Annotated in this window: 20 protein-coding genes; 15 read left to right on the forward strand and 5 right to left on the reverse strand. The window is 71.4% G+C overall.

From position 1 onward, the window contains the following. Positions 1-3: 3 nt before the first annotated feature. The 8 genes from ACX27O_RS05815 to ACX27O_RS05850 all read left to right on the forward strand — a co-directional run bounded on the left by ACX27O_RS05815 (position 4) and on the right by ACX27O_RS05850 (position 8,751). Entirely contained in the window at positions 4-1,155 is a 1,152-nt protein-coding gene (locus ACX27O_RS05815; RefSeq protein WP_458939019.1) for an ABC transporter ATP-binding protein, read from the forward strand. Next, positions 1,152-2,054: an ABC transporter permease gene (locus tag ACX27O_RS05820; protein WP_030338300.1), complete on the forward strand. Its 903-nt coding sequence runs from the start codon at positions 1,152-1,154 to the stop codon at positions 2,052-2,054. The genes ACX27O_RS05815 and ACX27O_RS05820 overlap by 4 nt, the downstream gene beginning before the upstream one ends. After that, positions 2,054-2,890 (forward strand): ABC transporter permease, encoded by an 837-nt coding sequence (locus tag ACX27O_RS05825; protein ID WP_036412865.1) that lies wholly within the window; start codon positions 2,054-2,056, stop codon positions 2,888-2,890. Before ACX27O_RS05820 ends, ACX27O_RS05825 begins: the two co-directional genes overlap by 1 nt. Positions 2,891-2,927: 37 nt before the next feature. Then, entirely contained in the window at positions 2,928-4,379 is a 1,452-nt protein-coding gene (locus ACX27O_RS05830) for an NAD(P)/FAD-dependent oxidoreductase (protein ID WP_458939020.1), read from the forward strand. Then, positions 4,379-5,560 carry a saccharopine dehydrogenase family protein gene (locus ACX27O_RS05835; protein WP_357638187.1) on the forward strand — a complete coding sequence of 394 codons (1,182 nt, stop codon included), beginning with the start codon at positions 4,379-4,381 and terminating at the stop codon, positions 5,558-5,560. The genes ACX27O_RS05830 and ACX27O_RS05835 overlap by 1 nt, the downstream gene beginning before the upstream one ends. Before the next feature lie 114 nt (positions 5,561-5,674). Beyond that, positions 5,675-6,406 carry a LamG-like jellyroll fold domain-containing protein gene (locus tag ACX27O_RS05840; RefSeq protein ID WP_210859662.1) on the forward strand — a complete coding sequence of 244 codons (732 nt, stop codon included), beginning with the start codon at positions 5,675-5,677 and terminating at the stop codon, positions 6,404-6,406. A gap of 464 nt (positions 6,407-6,870) precedes the next feature. Then, positions 6,871-7,635 (forward strand): G5 domain-containing protein, encoded by a 765-nt coding sequence (locus tag ACX27O_RS05845; protein WP_458939109.1) that lies wholly within the window; start codon positions 6,871-6,873, stop codon positions 7,633-7,635. 270 nt (positions 7,636-7,905) lie between these two features. Next, positions 7,906-8,751: a DUF559 domain-containing protein gene (locus ACX27O_RS05850; RefSeq protein ID WP_210865065.1), complete on the forward strand. Its 846-nt coding sequence runs from the start codon at positions 7,906-7,908 to the stop codon at positions 8,749-8,751. Between the two features lie 144 nt (positions 8,752-8,895). On the opposite strand, the gene ACX27O_RS05855 is transcribed toward ACX27O_RS05850, so the two are convergent. The 3 genes from ACX27O_RS05855 to ACX27O_RS05865 are packed head-to-tail and all read right to left on the reverse strand — an operon-like array spanning position 8,896 to position 12,071. Beyond that, positions 8,896-9,240, reverse strand: a complete 345-nt coding sequence (locus ACX27O_RS05855) for a DUF779 domain-containing protein (RefSeq protein ID WP_458939021.1) — start codon at positions 9,238-9,240, stop codon at positions 8,896-8,898. After that, positions 9,240-10,745, reverse strand: coding sequence for an aldehyde dehydrogenase (gene adh, locus ACX27O_RS05860; RefSeq protein WP_458939022.1), 1,506 nt, complete (start codon positions 10,743-10,745; stop codon positions 9,240-9,242). Before adh ends, ACX27O_RS05855 begins: the two co-directional genes overlap by 1 nt. Before the next feature lie 48 nt (positions 10,746-10,793). Beyond that, the gene (locus ACX27O_RS05865; RefSeq protein ID WP_030331574.1) at positions 10,794-12,071 is read right to left on the reverse strand and encodes a GAF domain-containing protein; all 1,278 of its coding nucleotides are present in this window, start codon (positions 12,069-12,071) and stop codon (positions 10,794-10,796) included. 237 nt (positions 12,072-12,308) lie between these two features. On the opposite strand from ACX27O_RS05865, the gene ACX27O_RS05870 reads away from it, so the two are divergent. The 6 genes from ACX27O_RS05870 to ACX27O_RS05895 all read left to right on the forward strand — a co-directional run bounded on the left by ACX27O_RS05870 (position 12,309) and on the right by ACX27O_RS05895 (position 17,652). Then, positions 12,309-12,974, forward strand: coding sequence for a response regulator transcription factor (locus tag ACX27O_RS05870; protein ID WP_030331573.1), 666 nt, complete (start codon positions 12,309-12,311; stop codon positions 12,972-12,974). Continuing rightward, entirely contained in the window at positions 12,971-14,035 is a 1,065-nt protein-coding gene (locus ACX27O_RS05875; protein WP_357638194.1) for a sensor histidine kinase, read from the forward strand. Before ACX27O_RS05870 ends, ACX27O_RS05875 begins: the two co-directional genes overlap by 4 nt. A gap of 73 nt (positions 14,036-14,108) precedes the next feature. Beyond that, positions 14,109-15,119, forward strand: a complete 1,011-nt coding sequence (locus ACX27O_RS05880; RefSeq protein ID WP_458939023.1) for a threonine ammonia-lyase — start codon at positions 14,109-14,111, stop codon at positions 15,117-15,119. After that, the gene (locus ACX27O_RS05885; protein WP_358127614.1) at positions 15,116-16,246 is read left to right on the forward strand and encodes a D-alanine--D-alanine ligase family protein; all 1,131 of its coding nucleotides are present in this window, start codon (positions 15,116-15,118) and stop codon (positions 16,244-16,246) included. Before ACX27O_RS05880 ends, ACX27O_RS05885 begins: the two co-directional genes overlap by 4 nt. Continuing rightward, a complete protein-coding gene (locus ACX27O_RS05890) occupies positions 16,243-16,920 on the forward strand; it encodes a M15 family metallopeptidase (protein ID WP_210865067.1) in 678 nt (225 codons plus the stop codon). The genes ACX27O_RS05885 and ACX27O_RS05890 overlap by 4 nt, the downstream gene beginning before the upstream one ends. A 57-nt stretch (positions 16,921-16,977) precedes the next feature. Then, the gene (locus ACX27O_RS05895; protein ID WP_030331563.1) at positions 16,978-17,652 is read left to right on the forward strand and encodes an RlpA-like double-psi beta-barrel domain-containing protein; all 675 of its coding nucleotides are present in this window, start codon (positions 16,978-16,980) and stop codon (positions 17,650-17,652) included. A gap of 55 nt (positions 17,653-17,707) precedes the next feature. On the opposite strand, the gene gabT is transcribed toward ACX27O_RS05895, so the two are convergent. Both gabT and ACX27O_RS05905 read right to left on the reverse strand, forming a co-directional pair. Further along, positions 17,708-18,979, reverse strand: coding sequence for a 4-aminobutyrate--2-oxoglutarate transaminase (gabT, locus tag ACX27O_RS05900; RefSeq protein ID WP_357638199.1), 1,272 nt, complete (start codon positions 18,977-18,979; stop codon positions 17,708-17,710). A gap of 4 nt (positions 18,980-18,983) precedes the next feature. Beyond that, positions 18,984-20,420 (reverse strand): gamma-aminobutyraldehyde dehydrogenase, encoded by a 1,437-nt coding sequence (locus ACX27O_RS05905; protein ID WP_357638201.1) that lies wholly within the window; start codon positions 20,418-20,420, stop codon positions 18,984-18,986. A 142-nt stretch (positions 20,421-20,562) separates the two neighbouring features. Between ACX27O_RS05905 and ACX27O_RS05910 the strand changes: the two genes are divergently transcribed. Beyond that, positions 20,563-22,002 (forward strand): aldehyde dehydrogenase family protein, encoded by a 1,440-nt coding sequence (locus ACX27O_RS05910; protein ID WP_458939024.1) that lies wholly within the window; start codon positions 20,563-20,565, stop codon positions 22,000-22,002. Positions 22,003-22,009: the final 7 nt, after the last annotated feature.

Below are 22,009 nucleotides of genomic sequence, written 5' to 3' on the forward strand. Positions count from 1 at the left end.
GGGATGGCGCGCGAGACACCCGCCGGCGACCTGCGCCTGGCCAACCTCACCAAACGCTTCGGCGTCTTCACCGCTGTCGACGACCTCAGCCTGACCATCGAACAGGGCTCGTTCTTCGCGCTGCTCGGCGCGTCCGGCTGCGGCAAGACCACCACGTTGCGGATGATCGCCGGCCTGGAGGAACCGACAACCGGCCAGGTGCTCCTCGGTGACCGGGACATTGCCCGGCTGCGGCCGTACAAGCGGCCGGTCAACACCGTCTTCCAGAGCTACGCGCTCTTCCCCCACCTCAGCATCTTCGAGAACGTCGCCTTCGGGCTGCGCCGACGCGGCATCCGCTCGGTCGACGACGAGGTCACCCGGATGCTGTCCCTGGTGCAGCTCGACGGTTACGGCAACCGCCGCCCCGCCCAGCTCTCCGGTGGTCAGCAGCAGCGGGTCGCGCTGGCCCGCGCCCTGATCAACCGGCCGCAGGTGCTGCTGCTCGACGAACCGTTGGGCGCACTCGACCTGAAACTGCGCCGACAGATGCAGATCGAGCTGAAGCGCATCCAGATCGAGGTCGGCATCACCTTCGTGCACGTCACCCACGACCAGGAGGAGGCCATGACCATGGCCGACACCGTCGCGGTGATGAACGCCGGCCGGATCGAGCAGTTGGGTGCCCCGGCCGACATCTACGAGTTCCCCGCCACCGCGTTCGTGGCGAACTTCCTCGGCCAGTCCAATCTGCTCGCCGGGGAGGCCACCGGCGCCGGCGGCGGCGACGTCGCGGTGACGGCGCACGGCACGCGGTTCTCGGTGCCCGCCGGCCGGTCGCGGGCCGACCACGGTCCGGTTCACCTGGGGGTACGCCCCGAGAAGCTGATTCTGGTCGGCTCCGCCGACCAGGTGCCCCAAGGACATCAGCACGTCACCGGGGTGGTCACCGACGCCTCCTACGTGGGAGTCAGCACGCAGTACCTGCTGCGCACCGGCTGGGGCACCGAGGTGTCGGTCTTCGCCGCCAACAGCGGCGCGTCGGAGCGGGTGCCGGTCGGCAGCGAAGCCGTGGCGTACTGGGATCCCCGGCACGCGTTTCTGCTGCCCCGCGACGCCGCCGACACCGACCGGACGTCGCCGGTGCTCGACGAGCCGGTGGGCGCGGCGTCATGACCCTCCTGGCCCGCACCGGATCGGGGGAGCCACCGCCCTCGGCACCTCGACCCGGGCGGCACCGGCTCCTGCCGTACCTGTTGCTGCTGCCCGGCGCGGCCTGGCTGCTCATCTTCTTCGGCGTGCCGCTGGCGCAGTTGGCGGCGGCCAGCCTGTACGACCCCAGCGGTTCGCTCTCCACCGGGTACGCGATGACCTGGGCGTTCGGCAACTACCCGGATGTGGTGCAGGCGTACTGGCCGCAGTTCCTGCGTTCGTTCGGCTACGCCGGGCTGGCCCTGGTGCTGGCGCTGCTGCTCGGCTACCCGCTGGCGTACGCGATCGCGCAGAAGGCCGGCCGGTGGAAGAACCTGCTGCTGGTGTGCGTGGTCGCGCCGATGTTCACCAGCTTCCTGGTCCGCACGCTGGCCTGGAAGACGATCCTGTCGGACAACGGCGCGCTGGTCGGCCTGCTGCGGGACGTGCACCTGCTCGCACCGGACGGCAGGCTGCTGGCCACGCCGTTCGCTGTGGTGCTCGGCCTGACGTACAACTTCCTGCCGTTCCTGGTGCTGCCGCTGTACGCGAGCCTGGAGCGGCTGGACCCCCGGCTGCTCGAGGCGGCCACCGACCTGTACGCGAGCCCGGCGCAGGCGTTCCGGCGGGTGACGCTGCCGCTGTCCATGCCCGGTCTGGTCGCCGGCACGCTGCTGTTCTTCATCCCCGCCAGCGGTGACTACATCAACGCCGAACTGCTCGGCACCCCGAACGAATACATGATCGGCAACGTCATCGACTCGGCGTTCCTGGTCCGGCTGGACTACCCGCAGGGTGCCGCACTGTCGTTCCTGCTGATGGCGGCGATCCTCGCGGTGGTCTTCGGCTATCTGCGCAGGGCCGGCACGGAGGAGGTCCTCTAATGCGACTCTCGCGCTGGTTGGCGGACCGCTGGGTGATGATCGTGGCGTTGCTGGTGCTCGGTTACCTGGCGCTGCCGATCCTGGTGGTGGCCGCACTGTCGTTCAACAGGCCGTCGAGCCGACTGTCGTACGACTTCAACGAGTTCACGCTGGACAACTGGCGGCAACCGTGTGCCACCTCGGACATGTGTGACGCCGTGGTCCGCAGCGTGCAGATCGGCTTCCTCGCCACAGTGGTCGCCACCGTGCTCGGCACCCTGATGGCGTTCGCGCTGGTCCGGCACCGCTTCCGGGGTCGGTCCGGGATCAACGTGCTGATCTTCCTGCCGATGGCCACCCCGGAGTTGGTGATGGGCACGTCGTTGCTGGCCCTGTTCGTGTCGGCGGGCGTGCCGCAGGGCTTCTGGACCATCCTGATCGCGCACGTGATGTTCTGCGTGTCGTTCGTGGTGGTCACCGTGAAGGCGCGGCTCGCCGGGATGGACCGGCGGCTGGAGGAGGCCGCCATGGACCTCTACGCCAACGAGTGGCAGACCTTCCGGCGGATCACCCTGCCGCTGGTGCTGCCCGGCATCGTGGCCGCCGCGTTGCTGGCCTTCTCGCTGAGCTTCGACGACTTCATCATCACGAACTTCAACGCCGGCACCACCGTCACGTTCCCGATGTACGTGTGGGGCGCTGCCCAGCGTGGCATCCCACCGCAGGTCAACGTGATCGGCACCGCGATGTTCGCGGTCGCGCTGCTGCTGGTGGGGCTCAGCTCGCTGCGCGGTCGACGGGCCCGCCGCGCCAACCTGCTGGCCGGGCCGCCGGGTCACCTGCGTCGGTCGTCATGACCCTCCCGGATGCGGGTCTTCCGACCGGTGTTCCGTCATGACGATTCCGCACACCGGCCGGGCGTTGGCCGACGCGGCACCCGTGCCGTACTGGCTCGATCGCCCGGACCGCCCCGACCCGCTACCGCCACTGACTGGTCGGCACTCCGCCGACCTGCTGGTGATCGGTGGCGGTTACAGCGGACTGTGGGCCGCGTTGTTGGCGAAGCAGGCGGACCCGGACCGGGACGTGCTGCTCGTCGACGCCGGGACCTGCGGTTGGGCCGCGTCCGGGCGCAACGGCGGGTTCTGCGCCGCCTCGCTGACCCACGGCCTCGCCAACGGCGTCGACCGGTTCCCCGACGAGGTCGGCGAGTTGGAACGTCTCGGCCGGGACAACCTGGACGCCATTGCCGCCACAGTCGCGACGTTCGACATCGACTGCGACTTCGAGCGCACCGGTGAGCTGGCCGTCGCCGTCGAGCCGTACCAACTCGACGGGCTGGCCGCCGATGCGGACCTGGCCCGCCGGTACGGCCACCGGGTGCGGTTGCTCGACCGGGACGAGGTGCGCGCCGAGGTGCACTCACCGACCTACCTGGGTGGGATGTTCGACGCCGACCGGGTGGCCATGGTGGACCCGGCGAAGCTGGCCTGGGGGCTTCGCCGCGCCTGCCTCGACCTCGGCGTACGCGTGCACGAACACACAAGGGTCACCGGGCTGCGCGCCGACGGTGCCGCGCTGCACGCCAGCACCCTGGGCGCCGAGCCCACCGCCCACCCGGTCGACGCCCGGGCCGACGGCCGACCCGGCTCGGTGCGGGCGCGTCGGGTGGTGCTGGCCACCAACGCGTTCCCGCCGCTGCTGCGCCGGCTGCGGGCCTACCTGGTGCCGGTCTACGACCACGTGCTGATGACCGAGCCGCTCACCCCAGCCCAGCGCGACGCCATCGGTTGGCGCAACCGGCAGGGGCTCGCCGACACCGCCAACCAGTTCCACTACTACCGGATCACCGCCGACGGGCGGATCCTCTTCGGCGGCTACGACGCCGTCTACCACTACGGCAACCGGGTCGCACCCGAGCTGGAGCAACGACCGGCCACCTTCACCACCCTCGCCCGCCACTTCTTCACCACGTTCCCGCAGCTCGCGGACGTGCGGTTCAGCCACCGATGGGGCGGCGTCATCGACACCTGCACCCGGTTCTGCCCGTTCTTCGGCACCGCCTACGGCGGTCGGTTGGCGTACGCGGCCGGCTATACCGGCCTCGGCGTCGGGGCCACCCGCTTCGGCGCCCGGGTGCTGCTCGACCTGCTCGACGGCGGGAACACCCCGCTGACAGGGCTCGACCTGGTTCGCCGCAAGCCACTGCCGTTCCCGCCGGAACCCGTCCGCGCGGTCGGCATCAATCTCACCCGCTGGTCACTGGCCCGCGCCGACGCGCGCGAGGGCCGGCGCGACCTCTGGCTCCGTACTCTCGATCGTTTCGGTTTGGGGTTTGATTCCTGATGCGTGTCCTCCTCGTCGGCGCCGGTGGCGTCGGCTCCGCCGCCGTAGCCATCGCCGCCCGACGGACCTTCTTCGAGACCATGGTGGTTGCCGACCACGACCCCGCTCGCGCCCAGCGGGCGGTCGCCGGGCATGGTGACCGCTTCGTCGCCGCCCAGGTGGACGCCGCCTCGGCCAACGCGGTCACCGCGCTGTGCCGGGAGCACCGGATCACGCACGTGCTCAACGCCGTCGACCCGCGCTTCGTCATGCCGATCTTCAACGGCGCGTTCGCGGCCGGCGCGGACTATCTGGACATGGCGATGTCGTTGTCGCACGCCGAGACCGGCGTGAAGCTCGGTGACGAACAGTTCGCACTGGCCGACACCTGGTCGACTGCCGGTCGGCTCGCGCTCTGCGGCATCGGGGTCGAGCCCGGCCTGTCGGACGTGTTCGCCCGGTACGCCGCCGACGAGCTGTTCAGCGAGATCGACGAGATCGGTGTTCGGGACGGGGCGAACCTCACCGTCGACGGGTACGACTTCGCGCCCTCGTTCTCCATCTGGACCACCATCGAGGAGTGCCTCAACCCGCCAGTCGTCTGGGAGCGGGACCGGGGCTGGTTCACCACCGAACCGTTCTCCGAGCCGGAGGTCTTCCACTTCCCGGAGGGCATCGGGCCGGTCGAGTGCGTCAACGTCGAACACGAGGAGGTGCTGCTCATCCCGCGCTGGGTCAACGCCCGGCGGGTCACCTTCAAGTACGGCCTCGGCGACGAGTTCATCGAGGTGCTCAAGACACTGCACAAGCTCGGCCTGGACGCGGTCTCCCCGGTGCGGGTCCGCGGGGTCGAGGTCTCCCCGCGTGACGTGGTGGCCGCGAGTCTGCCCGACCCGGCCACGCTCGGCGCCCGGATGCGCGGCAAGACCTGCGCCGGCACCTGGGTACGCGGCCTCGGCCCGGACGGGCGACCCCGCGAGGTCTACCTGTACCACGTGGTCGACAACGAGTGGTCGATGCGGGAGTACGGGCACCAGGCGGTGGTCTGGCAGACCGCCGTCAACCCGGTCGTCGCGTTGGAGTTGCTCGCCAGCGGCGCGTGGGCCGGTGTCGGGGTGCTCGGGCCGGAGGCGCTGCCCCCGATGCCCTTCCTCGACCTGCTGAACGGATACGGCTCCCCCTGGGGCCTGCAGGAACGGTGACCGGCCACCCCGGACGGCATTGACTGCGGCCGTACTCATAGTGATCATATTGATGCGCTGCGGCCACACGGGGGCCTGCAGACCAATCTCTGGGGGGCCACCATGGGTCGTGCCATGTCCGCACTCGCTCTGGGCGTCACCGCTCTCGCCGCCGCAGTCCTGGTTGACACCGCACCCGCGTACGCCGCCACAGAGGAATTGCGCCTCGACTTCGACGCCACTCCCACCGGGCAGATCGAGCCCGGTCCGTGGACGACCGGGTGCTTTGCCGACGTCGCCACCCCCGGCGACTCCGGCTGCATCGCGGTCGGTGCCCCGGGCGCCATCTCGCGTACGACCCGCCCCAGTGGTGGGGGCGCCAGCCCGGCGATCGCCTTCCCGGCCTCCGGTAGCGCCGTCGTCCAGGTCCCGGATGCCGCCAACCTCAACCCGGGCAGCCAGGACTTCACCATCAGCACCCTGGTGAAGGTTTCAGCCGGTCAGGTGACCAGCGGCGCCAACCTCATGCAGAAAGGCGTCTTCGCCGACCCGGCGCAGTGGAAGCTCCAGCTCGACGACGGCAAGCCGGGCTGCCGGATCGCCGGCACCGGCCCCAACGGGGCGGCGTCGCTGCTCATCACCGCCGACGCCTCCATCGCCGACCAGGGCTGGAAGTTCGTCCAGTGCAAGCGGCGCGGTGACGTCCTCAGCCTGATCGTCGGCAGTGAGACGGTGGCGTCCTCGACCGGTGCCACGATGACCATCACCAACACGGCGAAGGTCAACATCGGCGCCAAGGGACCGGGTCTGTCCAACAACGACCAGTTCCGCGGCGCAATGGACAACGCCCTCGTCAGCATCGGCTGATCCCGCCCGTCCCGTACTCTCGTCGTCCACTCGTTGTCGACGCGGGAGTACGGGCACCAGGCGGTGGTCTGGCATACCTCCCTCAACCCGGTCATCGCGTTGGAGTTGCCCGCCACCGGCGCGTGGGCCGGTGTCGGGGTGCGCGGCCGAGGGCGCTCCCCCCGACGCCTCGCTGGGGGTTGCAGGAGCGATGAACGCGTCCGGGTGACGGCATCGCGACAGTTTCGTCGCCGCGACGGGCGTCCGATCGCTCATCGAACCGGTGCATGGTGATTTGCGGTTTTTGGTGGTGCTGACACCCGCACGATCGGCCCTGCCCCGCCGGCCTGGTGGGTTGCCGCGCCTATCGACTCGTCCCCCACAGGCGCGCCCACCGACCCGTCCCGGGAAGCGAAAGGCGCAGGTGACGAACGCGACGGTGGATATTGCACACGGTATTTGCGACGACACTCATCGCCGTGACGATGCAACCACCACAGAACCCGGGTCCGTCGTACCCGCCGCCGCCCGGCCAGCAGCCCCGGCCCAACTGGTTCCGTCGGACCACTCCCGCCGGTCGGGCCGCCGTGATCCTCGGCTCGGTGACCCTGTCGATCCTGCTGCTCTGCTGCACCGGCACCGCCATCGTCAGCGCGCTGACCGGCGAGCCGAAGCCGACCCAGACCGGCACCGCTGCCGAGCAGCCGCAGCAGCCCATCCTGGCGACACCCGGCGAGCCGACCGAGGAGGCGTCGTCGGCGGCTGCCGCACCCTCCACTGTGCCTTCGTCGGCACCCCCGTCGGTGGCACCCAGCGCGTCCAGCGCGGCGGCCGCGCCCGTGGTGCAGGTGACGACGGTGACGGAGCGGGCCACCATCCGGTACGGCGAGCGGACCGTCAAGGACTCGTCGCTGGCCCAGGGCAAGCGGGTCGTCCGCACCAAGGGCGTGAACGGGGTACGGACCCTGACCTACGAGGTGACCACCACCGACGGGGTGACGACGGGCAGGAAGCTCGTCAAGTCCGCCGTGACGAAGCAGCCGGTGACCCAGGTCGTCGCCGTCGGCACCAAGAAGCCGCAGGCGTCGAAGTGCGACCCGAACTACAGCGGCTGCGTCCCGATCGCCAGCGACGTCGACTGCGCCGGTGGCAGTGGCAACGGTCCCGCCTATGTCAGCGGACCAATCAAAGTGATCGGCGACGACATCTACGACCTGGACCGAGACGGCGATGGCACCGCCTGCGACTAACCCCTGCCACCCCACCCCCGTCCCCACCCCACCCCCGTCCCCACCCCTGTCCCCGCGATCTTGCACTTCCTGTCGCCGAGATGCCCGATAAGGCATGAAAGATGAGCACAGAAAGTGCAAGATCGCGGGGGTGGGGGTGGGGGTGGGGGTGGGGTGGGGCGCGCTAGCACGGTGGGGCTAGGGGGTGGGGGTTTTCCACAGGGGGGAGGGTTGTCCACAGGCGGTCGTTGCGGGATCTCAGTGGGGTCCGGGGTTGGTCAGCCTGCTCCCATGGTTACTCAGTTGTGGCGCACCGACGCACTGATGCGACAACTCACCGTTGGGCGGATCCGCAGTCGGCTCGACCGGGAGGAACTCCATCGCGTGCGCAGAGGGGTCTATGCCGACCAGCCCTGCAGCGACGATGACGAACTGCGCGCACTGATGCTCCGGCTGCCCGATGGGGCGATGTTGGCGAGACAGAGTGCCGCCCGCCGACACGGCTTCGGGGTGCTGCGTGATGATCTGATCCACATACAGCTGCCCGCCGATATGCCGAAGCCCCGACTGCCCGGAGTGGTCGTTCACCGAACGGTCCTACCCGCTCAACCGGTCTTCGTCGATGGTCTGCCCTGTGTGCCGGCGGCTCGCTGCGCAGTCGACCTGGCTCGCGCCGTTCGGCGGCTCGACGCACTCCCGGTGCTCGATGCCGCGCTCCGGTCGGGCTTGGTCACCCAGGATGAACTGCTGGCCGAGGTGGCAGCCCACAATGCGCTGCGTGGTGTTCGACAAGCCCGCCAACTCATACCGCTGGCGGACGGCAGGTCGGAGTGCCGCCAGGAAAGCCAGTTGCGGCTGATCCTGATCGATGGAGGGCTGCCTCCGCCGGAGCCGCAGATATGGGTGGCCGACGGCTATGGCATTCCTCTGTACCGGCTCGATCTGGGTTACCGCGAACGCCGAATCGGCATCGAGTACGACGGGCTGTCGCACCTGGGCCGTGACCGACTCAGGTACGACAGGGAGCGGATCAACTGGCTGGACGCGGCGGGTTGGCGGATGCGCTATTTCACCGACCGTGACATCTACCGCCGCCCCCAACACATAAAAGCCACAATCCAAACCGCCCTCTCCTAACCCCGGCCCTCACCCCACCCCCACCCCCGCTCGCCGATCTTGCACTTCCTGTCCCGACATATTGGCCATCGAGGACATTTTGGCAACACAAAATGCAAGATCGGCGGGGGGTGGGGGTGGGGTGGGGGTGGGGTGGGTGGGGCCTTACGGGGCCAGGTGGGAGCGGATGAGGAAGCGGACGCCGTCGGGGGCTTCCAGGGAGAAGCCGCTGCCTCTGCCCGGCACCACGTCGACGGTCAGCGTGGTGTGTTTCCACAACTCCCACTGGGACGCCGACATCCAGAACTCGACCGGCTCAGCCACCCCGTCGACCGAGAGCGAGGCGAGCAGCACGTCGGACGCGCCGGTGCGGAACTCGCCCGCCGGGAGGCACATCGGGGCGCTGCCGTCGCAGCAGCCGCCGGACTGGTGGAACATCAGTGGGCCGTGCCGCCCCCGCAGCGACCGGATCAACTCGGCCGCGGCGGGGGTGACGGAGACGACCGGCATCAGAAGAAACCGAGCTTCTTGGTGGAGTAGCTGACCAGCAGGTTCTTCGTCTGCTGGTAGTGCTCCAGCATCATCTTGTGGTTCTCCCGGCCGATGCCGGACTGCTTGTACCCGCCGAACGCGGCGTGTGCCGGGTACGCGTGGTAGCAGTTGGTCCACACCCGTCCGGCCTGGATGGCCCGCCCGGCCCGGTAGGCGGTGTTCATGTCCCGGCTCCAGACGCCCGCGCCCAGCCCGTACAGGGTGTCGTTGGCGATCTTCACGGCGTCGTCGAGGTCGGCGAAGGAGGTCACCGAGACCACCGGCCCGAAGATCTCCTCCTGGAAGATCCGCATCGAGTTGTCGCCCTCGAAGATGGTTGGCTCAACGTAGTACCCGCCCGACAGGTCTCCGCCCAGGTCCGCGCGGGAGCCGCCGGTCAACACGCGAGCACCCTCCTGCCGGCCGATGTCCAGGTAGGACAGGATCTTTTCGAGCTGGTCATTGGAGGCCTGCGCGCCGATCATCGTGTCGGTGTCCAGGGGGTGCCCCTGCACGATCTGCTCGGTGCGGGAGATCGCCGCGGCGAGGAAGTCGCTGTAGTGGCCCTGCTGGATCAGCGCCCGCGACGGGCAGGTGCAGACCTCGCCCTGGTTGAGGGCGAACATGGTGAAGCCTTCCAGCGCCTTGTCGAGGAAGTCGTCGGAGTGGGCGCTGACGTCGTCGAAGAAGATGTTGGGGCTCTTGCCGCCCAACTCCAGCGTGACCGGTTTGATGTTCTCACTGGCGTACTGCATGATCAGCCGCCCGGTGGTGGTCTCGCCGGTGAAGGCCACCTTCGCGACCCGGGCGGAGGACGCGAGCGGTTTGCCGGCCTCCACGCCGAAACCGTTGACGATGTTCAGCACTCCCGGTGGCAGCAGGTCCGCCACCAGGGACAGCCAGTAGTGGATGGACGCTGGTGTCTGCTCGGCCGGCTTGAGCACCACGGCGTTGCCGGCGGCCAGCGCGGGCGCGAGCTTCCAGGTCGCCATGAGGATCGGGAAGTTCCACGGGATGATCTGCCCGACCACGCCGAGCGGTTCGTGGAAGTGGTACGCCACGGTGTCGTCGTCGAGTTCGCCGAGTGAGCCCTCCTGGGCTCGGATCGCCCCGGCGAAGTAGCGGAAGTGGTCGATGGCGAGCGGAATGTCGGCGGCGAGGGTTTCCCGTACCGGCTTGCCGTTCTCCCAGCTCTCGGCGATGGCCAGGGACTCCAGGTTGTCCTGCATCCGGTCGGCGATCCGGTTGAGGATCAGCGCCCGTTCGGCCACCGGGGTCCGGCCCCAGGCGTCGGCGGCGCCGTGTGCCGCGTCGAGGGCCTTCTCCACGTCGGGTGCGGTGCCGCGGGCGACCTCGGTGAAGGTCTGCCCGGTGACCGGGGTCGGGTTCTCGAAGTAGGCGCCGCCGTGCGGCTTGACGTACTCGCCGCCGATGAAGTGGTCGTAACGGGACTGCCAGTGGGTGGGCGCGTCGTAGCGCGTCATGGTTACCTCCGCCGTCGTTGTGCGGGTGTGCCGACGGCGACGCTAGTTTCAGGAACGTTGCAGCCACGTTGCGCGCTGGAGGTCGTACTCCCCGGCGAGCTGGTCGATGCGCGCGAGGGCGAGGGGCCGACGCGGCGCGCCCACCGGCAGCGCCCGCGCCAGGGCCTGCCAGGCGGCGAGGTCGTCGGCGCCGGCCGGCGTCGCGGTCCAGGCGGCGAGCAGCGCCGGGTCCGCGGTGGCCAGCACGGCGGCGCGGAGGTGACCGTCGATCAGCCGGCGCAGTCGCGTCACTCCCGGCGCGTCCGAGCCGGGCAGCAACGGCCCGGGGTACGCGTCGAGCGCCCCCGCCGGATCGCCCTGGTCCAACCGGTCGGCGACGGTGGTGAAGTCGGCGCGGACGGTGCCGCGTAGCCGGTACGGGCGCGAGTCGAGCAACTCGGGGCCGAGCACTCGCCGCAACCGGGACAGCTCGGCACGAAGGGTTACCGGGTGCAGCCGGTCGTCGCCGTACAGGTCGAGGCCGAGTTGTTCACCGGTGCGTCCCTCGGGGTGCTGGAGCAGCAGCACCAGCAGTTCGCTGTGCCGTCGGCCGAGCCGGACGCGTCGACTGTCGAGCCGCAGCTCCGCCTCGTCGCGGCCGAGCGCGGTAACGGTGGCCACGCCGGGTTCCGGCGGTCGGTCGGCGGCGAGCTGCGCCTCGGCGGCCCGGGCGGTGGCCCGCACCAGCGCCAGGCTCTGCGGATTGGCCAGGTGGTCCCCGCCGGTGATGTCGATCGCGCCGAGCAGCCGCCCGGTGGCGGGATCGTGGATCGGTGCGGCGGCGCAGGTCCACCGCTGGACCGGGCGACTGAAGTGCTCGGTGGCGAAGATCTGCACGCTGTGGTCGACGGCCAGCGCGGTGCCCGGCGCGTTGGTGCCGGCGTGTGTCTCGTCCCAACGGGCACCGGGCACGAAGTTCATCCGCTCGGCGTGCCGCAGCACACCCGGGTGCCCCTCGACCCAGAGCAGCCGCCCGTGCGCGTCGCAGACCGCCATCAGGTGCGCGCCGTCCTGGGCGATGCCGCCGAGCAGGTCGCGGAACAGCGGCAGGACCCGGGCCAGCGGGTGGGCCGCCCGGTACGCGGCCAGAACGTCGTCGGCCAGGTCGATCGGCGGGGTGGCCTCGGGGTCGAGCCGGGCCGAGCGTTCCCAGGAACGACGGACCACGTCCCGTACCCGGTGCGGGGCCGAGCCAGCGGTCAGGAACGCCTCGTGGGCGGCGCCGACCTGCGCGATCCGCTCCGCCGGATCGACGCCGAACTCCAGGGCGAGCCACGGGTCAGCCATCGGGCGACCTCCTCGGCCCCATCGTGACGCAGCTCACCCGCTAGCGCCAACCGCCGTGGTTGTCGGGGACGGACCACGCAGACGACGTGAGCCAGGAACGAAGCCGACATCCGCTGGCTGGCGATGGTTTGCCCGCTGGACACGCGCGTGGAGGATGGCTGCGGCGGGTGCTTACAGAACCCTTAACCCGGGCCTGCGACGGTATGCCGGGCAAGCCGAATGGGGGAGCGGACAAACGTGCGGGTGCTGGTGGCGGACGACGAACGGTTGTTGGCGGACACGGTGGCCGAAGGGCTGCGTCGCCTCTCGATGGCCGTCGACGTCTGCTACGACGGTGACGGTGCGTTGGAGCGGGTCGGGGTGAACCGGTACGACGTCGCGGTGCTCGACCGGGACATGCCGGGGCACACCGGTGACGAGGTGTGCCGCAGCATCGCCGACTCCCAGGTCGGCACCCGGGTCCTGCTGCTCACCGCGGCGGCCGGCATCCGCGACCGGGTGGAAGGGCTCGGCCTCGGCGCGGACGACTACCTGACCAAGCCGTTCGCCTTCGCCGAGCTGGTGGCCCGGGTGCAGGCCCTCGGGCGGCGGTCCACTCCGGCGTTGCCACCGGTGCTCTCCCAGGACGGTCTGGCGCTGGACGTGGGCCGGCACGTGGCCACCCGTGACGGCCGCCCGCTCGCGCTGAGCCCGAAGGAGTTCGCGGTGCTGCACGTGCTGCTGCGCGCGGACGGTCAGGTGGTCAGCGCCGAGGAGTTGCTGGAGCAGGCCTGGGACGAGTTCGCCGACCCGTTCACCAACGCCGTACGGGTCACCGTGATGACCCTGCGCAAGAAGCTCGGCGACCCGGCGATCATCCACACCGTTCCGAAGGCCGGCTACCGCATCGGCGGACCGGCGTGAGCTGGACGCCCCGACGTCGGGTGCTGCTGGTGGGCCTGCTGGCGCTGCTGGCCGGGCCGGTGCTGCCGGCGATGGGCAAGTGGCTGGCGGGGGTGACCTGGATCTGGGGGCGGCAGTTCTGTGACCTGCCGGTGCCGGGACTGAGTACCGTCTGCGCCGACGTGCGACCGGGGGCGTACATGCTGCCCCTGGGGGCCGTGCTGCTGGTGACAGTGGCCGCCCTGGTGGGGCTCTGGTTCGGCGCGGCGTGGTGCCTGCGCCCGGTCGCTGACCTGGCCGGGCCGATCGGTCACCTCGGCCCGCAGAACCTCGGTCACCGGATCCGGCCCCGGGGCCGCGACGAGCTGGCCCGGCTGGCCCGGGCGATCGACGAGATGATGGAACGTGTCTCCGCCGGGTACGAGGGGCAGCGGCGGTTCGCGGCGAACGCCTCGCACGAGCTGCGGACGCCCCTCGCGGTGCAGCGGACGCTCATCGAGGTCGGCATGGCCAGGACGCTCACCGGCGAGCAGTTGGAGTTGTTGACCAGCCAGCTGCTGGAGACCAACGAGCGCAACGAACGCCTCATCGAGGGTCTGCTCGCGCTCAGCGAGAGTGACCAGGGCCTGCGCTCGCGGATCCCGCAGCGGCTCGACACGATCGTCGAGGCGGTGCTCGCCGGATACCTCGACCGCGCCCGGGAGGCCGGGGTCACCATCGGCACCCACCTCGTGCCCCGGGTCGTCGTCGGCGAGCGGGTGCTGCTGGAGCGCCTGGTCACCAACCTGGTGGAGAACGGCATCAAGTACAACCGGCCGGGCGGCTCGCTGACCGTCGTGGTGAGCGGCGTGCCCGCACTGTCGGTGGTCAACACCGGTCAACCCGTGCCGGCCGAGGCGGTGGCGGGTCTGTTCGAACCGTTCCGCCGGCTCGCCCGGGACCGGACCTCGCAGGGCGGCGGGGCCGGTCTGGGCCTGGCCATCGCCCGCTCGATCACCCAGGCGCACGACGGCATCATCGCGGCCCGGCCCGCCGAACACGGCGGCCTGCGGGTCGACGTTCAGCTACCCACAGTGACCTGACACTTCCACCCACCGTCCCGGGGTCCACGTACTGCTGGATCCCGCCCGTGGTGTGCCCGAAAAAGGAGAGACGATGTCACGCACCGTTGGCCAGACCCGGGCCGATGTCGAGGAGGCCAGCCGCTGGCTGGCCGGCCGCGTGGTCCGCACACCAGTGCTGCGGTCCCCGGTGATCGACGAACTCGCCGGCGCCCGGGTCCTGCTCAAGGCGGAGAACCTTCAGCACGGCGGCTCGTACAAGATGCGCGGCGCACTGCGCGCTGTCGGTCGCCTCGCCGCGGCCGGGCACACCGGGGTGATCGCGCAGAGCACCGGCAACCACGCGGTGGCGGTGGCGTTGGCGGCCCGACAGCACGGCCTCGCGGCGACAGTGGTGCTGCCGGTCGACGCGGCACCGACGAAGGTCGAGCGGGCCCGCGCGGCGGGGGCGCGGGTGGTGTTCGCCGGCACCGCCGTCGAGGAGCGGGTGGCGGTGGCCAACGGGCTCAGCGACGACAGCGGTCACCCCGTCGTCGACGCGTACGACCACCCGGACGTGATCGCCGGGCAGGGCACGGCGAGCCTGGAACTGATCGAGGACGCCGAGCGCGCGGGGACACCGTTGGACGCGCTCGTCGTACCGGTCGGCGGTGGTGGCGGTGTGGCCGGCGGGTGCCTGGCCGCCGCCGGCACCGGCATCGAGGTGTACGGCGTGGAGCCGGTGGGCTGCGACTCGCTCGCCCGCAGCCTGGCGGCCGGTGTTCGCGTGCCGGTCGCACCGGCGCCCACCATCGCGGACGGGCTGCGGCCGTCCTGCGTGGGTGAGCTGCCGTTCGCCATCGCGCGGGACAGGCTGCGCGGCGTCGTCCGGGTCGACGACGACGAGATCGCGGCGGCGTTCCGGCTGATCCTGACCGACCTCAAGGTGCTCGCCGAGCCGTCCGGCGCGGCGGCCCTGGCCGGCGCCCTCCGCCTTGCGCCGGTGACGGACCGGCAGCGGACGGTCGGTGTGGTGCTGACCGGCGGGAACGTGGAGGCGGCGTTGGTGGCCCGGTTGATGGCACCCCGGTCCGCCGACCTGACCGGGGAAGGGGCGGCGGCGTGAGCGCGCCAGTTCGGATCGGCATCCTTTTCGGTGGGCCGTCGGCGGAGCACGAGGTGTCGTGTGCGTCCGCGCTCGGGGTGGCCCGGGCGCTTGCCGGTGGCGGCTACCGCACTGTCGCCATCGGTGTCACCCGCGGCGGCGGTTTTCGGCTGATGCCCGACGCGCTGCTGGCCGAGTTGCGCGACCGGCCGGCCGGTGAGCGGGCCATCGACGACCAGTTGGTGGTGAGCGGGCCGGCCGTCGAGTTGCGGGCCGGTCCGCGTCCGGGCGTCGTGCAGGTGACCGCCGGTAACGCCCCCGGCGCTGTGCACGCCGAGCTGGACGTGCTCTTCCCGGTGCTGCACGGCCCGTACGGGGAGGACGGTGTGGTGCAGGGGCTGCTGGAGTCGCTGAACGTGCCGTACGTGGGCTGCGGCATCCTCGCCTCGGCGGTGGGCATGAACAAGGTGGCGATGAAGCGGGCGCTGCGCGCCGAGGGCATCCCCGTCACCCCGTACGTGGCGTTCGACGCGCACACCTACCGGACGGTCGACGACCCGGAGAAGCTGGTGACCGGGCTGAGCCGGCCGCTCTTCGTCAAGCCGGCCAGCATGGGTTCGTCGATCGGCATCTCCCGGGTCGGGGAGGGCGACGACCTGGCCGCCGCCGTGCGGGAGGCGCTCCGCCACGACCAGCTGGTCATGGTCGAGCAGGGGGTCGTGGGCCGGGAGTTGGAGTGTGCGGTGCTCGGTGGCTGGCGTCCCGAGGCGTCGGCGGTCGGCGAGGTGCGGGTCAGCGGCGGCTGGTTCGACTACCAGCAGAAGTACTTCGGCGACGACGACCCGATGATCGTCCCCGCCGTGCTGCCGGACGAGGTGACCGCGCGGGTCCGTGAGCTGTCGCTGCGCGCGTTCGCCGCGATCGGCGGGTGGGGCCTGGCCCGGGTCGACTTCTTCTACGTCGAGACGACCGGCGAGTTGTACGTCAACGAGCTGAACACGATGCCCGGCTTCACCGCGCACTCGATGTACCCGAAGGTGTGGGCCGCCGTCGGGGTCTCCTACCGGGAGGTGGTGGACCGTCTCGTCGAGTTGGCCCGGGTCCGGCACGCGGAACGGTCGGCGAGCACGGTGGGGAGCCTCGGATGATCCTGCTCTCCGATCCCCGGGTGGCGGCAGTGCCCAGCGCCGACGACGGCGACGAGTTCGTGGACCTGCGGGAGGTGCCGGAGCTGCGGCTCGACGGCCGGGCGGCCGACCCCGCCGGGGCGTACGCCCGGCTGCGCGCCGGTGTGGTGGACCGCCTGCTCGCCGCGCAGCGTGCCCTGCCCGGTGGGCTGCGCCTGCTGGTGGTCGAGGGCTACCGGCCGTACCGGGCGCAGCTGGCCATCTTCACCGGCTACCGGGACGAGCTGCGCCGACGACACCCGGACTGGTCACCCGAGCGGCTGCACCGGGAGACGACGAAGTTCGTCTCACCGGTCGAGGTGGCCCCGCACAGCACCGGCGGCGCGGTGGACCTGACGCTCTGCACCGACGACGGGGTGGAGGTGGATCTGGGCACTGCCATCGACGCCACCCCGGAGGACAGCGCCGACGCCTGCTTCACCGACGCCCCGGCGATCGTCGGCGCCGCCCGTCGGCACCGGCAGATCATGGTGGACGCGCTGGGCGGCGCGGGGATGGTGAACTACCCGACGGAGTGGTGGCACTGGTCGTACGGCGACCGTTACTGGGCGCTGATCACCGGCGCGCCGTGTACCCGGTACGGGCCGGTTGACCTGGCCGCCGCGCGATCGATACCGGTGCCGGCTGAACGGTAGGGCGCTGCGGCCCGTACCAGGTGGGTGAAGACACCACCGAGGACGGGAGTGACGGCGATGAGGGTGCAGCGCAGGCACGTGCTGGCGGCGAGCGTGGCGGTGCTCGCCGCGGCGGGTGTGGCGGTGGGGACCAGCTTCGGGTTCGCCGACACGGCCCCGGCCCGGTCGTCGGTCTGCTCCGGCTCGGTCACCTTCTCGGCGGAGGGCGGGGCGCCGGCGGCGACCAGCGACCGGTTCCCGGTGGGTACCCGGCTGCGGGTGACGAACCTGGACAACAACCGGGCGGCCACGGTGACGGTGACCGGCCCGTCGGGCAGTTGCGTGCTGCTCAACGCGGCGGCCATGGAGCTGGTGCGGGAACCGGGGAAGAACGTGATCCGCCGCAACGTGGTGGAACGCGTCGACGGCGCCGCGCCGCCCGCCGGCGCTCCGGCCCCCGGCACGGTCCGCCCCGGCGCGGCGTCGCCCGGCGCGCCCGGACCGGCGCCCCGGTCGGCGTGCACCGGGGCGATCACCTTCTTCGAGGAGGCGGCCGGGCCGGCGGCGACCAGCGGGCAGTTCCCGGTGGGTACCCGGCTGCGGGTGACCAATCTGGACAACAACCGCTCCACCACGGTGACGGTGACCGGCCCGTCGGGCAGTTGCGTGCTGCTCAACGCGGCGGCGATGGATCAGATCCGCGAGCCGGGCAAGAACCTGGTGCGCCGCAACACCGTCGAGGTGCTGCGCTGACGTCGGCGGAGGGGCCCGTGCACCGGGCCCCTCCGCCGCCCAGCCGCTCAGCCGCTCAGCGGAAGGCGGCGTCGAGCAGGTCCGCGCCCCGGTTGAGCTGGGCGTCGGAGATCACCAGCGGGGGTAGGAGGCGCAGCACGTTTCCGTACGTGCCGCAGGTCAGGGTGAGCAGGCCCGCGGCGTGACAGGCCGCCGAGATCGCCGCGGTGGCGACCGGGTCGGGGGTGAGCGTGCCCGGCAGCACCAGCTCCACGGCGAGCATCGCGCCCCGGCCGCGTACCTCGGCGACCCGTGGGTCCCGTTCGGCGATGGCCCGTAGCCGGGGGACCAGCAGCGATTCGATCCGTCTGGCCGCCCCGACCAGGTCCAGCTCGTGCATGGTCTCGATGGTGGCGAGCGCGGCGGCGCAGGCGAGCGGGTTGCCGCCGTACGTGCCGCCGAGCCCGCCCACGTGCACCGCGTCCATCAGCTCGGCCCGACCGGTCACCGCGGCCAGCGGCAGGCCACCGGCGATGCCCTTGGCGAGTGTCACCAGGTCGGGTTCGACGCCCTCGTGCTGGCAGGCGAACCAGTCGCCGGTCCGGCAGAAGCCGGTCTGGATCTCGTCGGCGACGAAGACCACCCCGGCCGCCGTCGCCCAGGCACGCAGCGCGGGCAGGAAACCCGGCGCGGGTACGACGAAACCACCCTCACCCTGGATCGGCTCGATGAGTAGCGCGGCGACGTTCTCCGCGCCGACCTGCTTCTCGATCATCTCGATCGACCGAGCTGCGGCCTCCGCTCCGGAGAGCCCACCGTCGCGCAGCGGGTACGACATCGGCACCCGGTAGATCTCCCCGGCGAACGGCCCGAACCGGTGCTTGTACGGCATGTTCTTCGCGGTCAACGCCATCGTCAGGTTGGTCCGGCCGTGGTACGCGTGGTCGAACACCACCACCGCCGGTCGACCGGTGGCGTGCCGGGCGACCTTCACCGCGTTCTCCACCGCCTCCGCGCCGGAGTTGAACAACGCCGAACGCTTCTCGAACCCGCCCGGCGTCAGCGCGTTGAGGTGCTCGCACACCGCCACGTACGACTCGTACGGCGCGACCATGAAGCAGGTGTGGGTGAACCGCTCGACCTGCGCGCGGACCGCCTCGACCACCTTCGGGGCGGAGTTGCCGACGCTGGTGACGGCGATGCCGGCGGCGAAGTCGATCCACTCCCGGCCGTCGACGTCGGTGATCGTCCCGCCGGCAGCACTGTCCACGTAGGACGTGGTGACGCTGCCGACGCCCCGGGCGACGGCGCCGCCGCGCCGCTTGTGCAACTCCTCCGAACTCGGCATGGGTTCAGCCCTCGATGTTGTGCATGACGTGCTTGATCCGGGTGTAGTCCTCCAGGCTGTAGACCGACAGGTCCTTGCCGTGCCCGGAGTGCTTGAAGCCACCGTGCGGCATCTCCGAGACGAACGGGATGTGCGTGTTCACCCAGACGCAGCCGAAGTCGAGCCGTCGGGTCATCCGCATGGCCCGGCCGTGGTCCTTGGTCCAGACCGAGGCGGACAGGCCGTAGTCGACGCCGTTGGCCCAGCGCACCGCCTCGTCCTCGTCGGTGAAGCGCTGCACGGTGATGACCGGACCGAACACCTCGTCCTGGATGATCTCGTCGGCCTGCCGCAGCCCGGAGACCACGGTCGGCGCGTAGAAGTAGCCGCGCTCGCCGTGGCGGGACCCACCGGTCTGGATCGCCGCGTGGTCCGGCAGCCGGTCCACGAAACCGCTGACCCGGGCGAGCTGGTTGGCGTTGTTCAGCGGGCCGTAGAGCACGTCGGCGTCGTCCGGCCCGCCGGTCTTCGTGGCGCGGGCCTGCTCGGCGAGCGCCGCCACGAAGTCGTCGTGGACGCCCGGCCCGGCCAGCACGCGGGTGGCCGCCGTGCAGTCCTGCCCGGCGTTGAAGTAGCCACCCAACGCGATGGCCTCGGCCGCCGCCGCCACGTCCGCATCGTCGAAGACGACCACCGGGGCCTTGCCGCCCAGCTCCAGGTGGGTCCGCTTCAGGTCGGGGGCCGCCGCGGCGGCGACCTCCATGCCCGCGCGGGTCGAGCCGGTGATCGACACCAGCTGCGGGGTCGGGTGCGACACGAGGGTACGACCGGTGTCCCGGTCGCCGCAGACCACGTTGAACACCCCCGGCGGGAAGAACTCGGCGGCGATCTCGGCGAGCAGCAGCGTCGACACCGGGGTGGTGTCCGACGGCTTGAGCACCACGGTGTTGCCGGCGGCGAGCGCCGGGGCGATCTTCCAGACCGCCATCATCAGCGGGTAGTTCCACGGCGTGACCTGCGCGCAGACGCCGATCGGCTCCCGTCGCACGTACGAGGTGTGCCCGGCCAGGTACTCCCCGGCCGAGCGACCCTCCAGCATCCGGGCGGCACCGGCGAAGAACCGGAACTGGTCCACCGCCGGGGGAAGCTCCTCCTCGGCGGTGAGCTGCCGGGGCTTGCCGGTGTTGCGCACCTCGGCGTCGACAAGTTCGGCGGCGCGCGCCTCCACGGCGTCGGCGAGCTTGAGCAGCGCCCGCTGCCGTTCGGCGGGGGTGACCTCCCGCCAGCTCTCGAAGGCGGTGGCGGCGGCGTTCATCGCCGCGTCCACGTCGGCAGCCCCGGAGACCGGGGCCTGGGCGAACACCTCACCCGTGCAGGGGTCGACCAGATCGGCGTAGCCGCCGTCGGCCGGGTCGACGTAGGAGCCGTTGACGAAGTTGCGCAGCTGCTGCTGGTCACTCATGAGGGTTCACTCCGAGGGGGCCGGGGGCGCGGTTCTGCGGCGGTTATCGCAATCTCTCTGCCATCTTCGCTACCGAATTCGCGGCAGACAAGGGTTATCGCGACTGTTTCCGTCGGCTGATCGCTCGGCTACGCTGCTCGGCGTGGAGCCCGCACCCTTCTTCGTCGCCTCCCGACCCGCCACCGGCGAGGGTGAGCTGACCGTCCACCACCCGTACGACGGCCGCCCGGTGGGGCGTACCACATTCGCCACGCCCGACCAGGTCGCCGCCGCCGTCGCCGCCGCGGCCGGGGTGGCCGCGCACGCCGCGGCCCTGCCCGCGCACGCCCGCGCGGCGGCCCTCGACCACGTGTCCCGGCGGCTCACCGAACGCGCCGCCGAGATCGCCGCACTGATCACCGCGGAGAACGGCAAGCCGCTCAAGTGGGCCCGCGCCGAGGTCGGTCGGGCCGTGTCGACCTTCCGGTGGGCAGCCGAGGAGGCCCGACGCTTCTCCGGGGAGCTGCAACGACTCGACACCGACCCGGCTGCCGGCGGGCGGATCGCGCTGGTCCGGCGGGTGCCGAGAGGCCCCGTGCTGGGCATCACGCCGTTCAACTTCCCGCTCAACCTCGTCGCCCACAAGGTGGCGCCGGCCATCGCCGTCGGCGCGCCGATCATCGTCAAGCCCGCGCCCGCGACGCCCCTGACCGCGCTGCTGCTCGGCGAGCTGCTGGCCGAGACCGACCTGCCGGCCGGGATGTTCTCGGTGCTGCCGCTGCCCAACGACCGGGCCGCCGAACTGGTCACCGAACCCCGGCTGCCGGTCGTGTCGTTCACCGGTTCCGGTCCGGTCGGCGCGGCCATCCGCCGCGCCGCGCCGCAGAAACACGTGACGCTGGAGTTGGGCGGCAACGCCGCAGCGGTGCTGTGTGCGGACTGGACCTCCGACGAGGACCTGGACTACGCCGCGCAGCGCATCGCGACGTTCGCCAACTACCAGGCCGGCCAGTCGTGCATCGCCGTGCAGCGGGTGTACGTGCACCACGCCCGCTACGCCGACTTCCTGCCCCGGCTGGTGGCCGCCGTGCGCGGGCTGCGCACCGGCGACCCCGCCTCCGAGCTGACCGACGTCGGGCCGATGGTGTCCGAGGACGCGGCCCGCCGGGTCGAGACGTGGGTCGCCGAGGCCGTCGCCGCCGGCGGCACCGTCGAGGTGGGCGGCCTGCGCGCAGGTGCCACCTACCCCCCGACCGTCCTCACCGGCGTCCCGGCGGACGCCAGGGTCGTGGCCGAGGAGGTGTTCGGGCCGGTGCTGGTGGTCGCCCCGGTCACCGACGACCAGGCCGCGTTCGCCGCGGTCAACGATTCGGCGTACGGCTTGCAGGCCGGCGTCTTCACGCGGCGGCTGGACGTGGCCTTCGCCGCCGCCCGCGCGCTGGAGGTGGGCGGGGTGATCGTCGGCGACGTGCCGTCGTACCGCGCCGACCAGATGCCGTACGGCGGGGTGAAGGGCAGCGGCGTCGGCCGGGAAGGGCTGCGCAGCGCGATGGACGACTACACCGAGCCCCGGGTGATGGTGCTGACCGGCCTCGCGCTCTAGGAGGCGG

This window comes from Micromonospora sp. SD19 (genome assembly GCF_054462275.1).

Coding starts and splice junctions, on each gene's coding strand:
- ACX27O_RS05830 (WP_458939020.1), top strand. CDS start 2,928: ATGACGATTCCGCACACCGGCCGGGCGTTGGCCGACGCGGCACCCGTG.
- ACX27O_RS05905 (WP_357638201.1), bottom strand. CDS start 20,420: ATGAGTGACCAGCAGCAGCTGCGCAACTTCGTCAACGGCTCCTACGTC.
- ACX27O_RS05890 (WP_210865067.1), top strand. CDS start 16,243: ATGATCCTGCTCTCCGATCCCCGGGTGGCGGCAGTGCCCAGCGCCGAC.
- ACX27O_RS05880 (WP_458939023.1), top strand. CDS start 14,109: ATGTCACGCACCGTTGGCCAGACCCGGGCCGATGTCGAGGAGGCCAGC.
- adh (WP_458939022.1), bottom strand. CDS start 10,745: ATGACGCGCTACGACGCGCCCACCCACTGGCAGTCCCGTTACGACCAC.
- ACX27O_RS05820 (WP_030338300.1), top strand. CDS start 1,152: ATGACCCTCCTGGCCCGCACCGGATCGGGGGAGCCACCGCCCTCGGCA.
- ACX27O_RS05825 (WP_036412865.1), top strand. CDS start 2,054: ATGCGACTCTCGCGCTGGTTGGCGGACCGCTGGGTGATGATCGTGGCG.
- ACX27O_RS05850 (WP_210865065.1), top strand. CDS start 7,906: ATGGTTACTCAGTTGTGGCGCACCGACGCACTGATGCGACAACTCACC.
- ACX27O_RS05855 (WP_458939021.1), bottom strand. CDS start 9,240: ATGCCGGTCGTCTCCGTCACCCCCGCCGCGGCCGAGTTGATCCGGTCG.
- ACX27O_RS05815 (WP_458939019.1), top strand. CDS start 4: ATGGCGCGCGAGACACCCGCCGGCGACCTGCGCCTGGCCAACCTCACC.
- gabT (WP_357638199.1), bottom strand. CDS start 18,979: ATGCCGAGTTCGGAGGAGTTGCACAAGCGGCGCGGCGGCGCCGTCGCC.
- ACX27O_RS05865 (WP_030331574.1), bottom strand. CDS start 12,071: ATGGCTGACCCGTGGCTCGCCCTGGAGTTCGGCGTCGATCCGGCGGAG.
- ACX27O_RS05840 (WP_210859662.1), top strand. CDS start 5,675: ATGTCCGCACTCGCTCTGGGCGTCACCGCTCTCGCCGCCGCAGTCCTG.
- ACX27O_RS05895 (WP_030331563.1), top strand. CDS start 16,978: ATGAGGGTGCAGCGCAGGCACGTGCTGGCGGCGAGCGTGGCGGTGCTC.
- ACX27O_RS05845 (WP_458939109.1), top strand. CDS start 6,871: ATGCAACCACCACAGAACCCGGGTCCGTCGTACCCGCCGCCGCCCGGC.
- ACX27O_RS05835 (WP_357638187.1), top strand. CDS start 4,379: ATGCGTGTCCTCCTCGTCGGCGCCGGTGGCGTCGGCTCCGCCGCCGTA.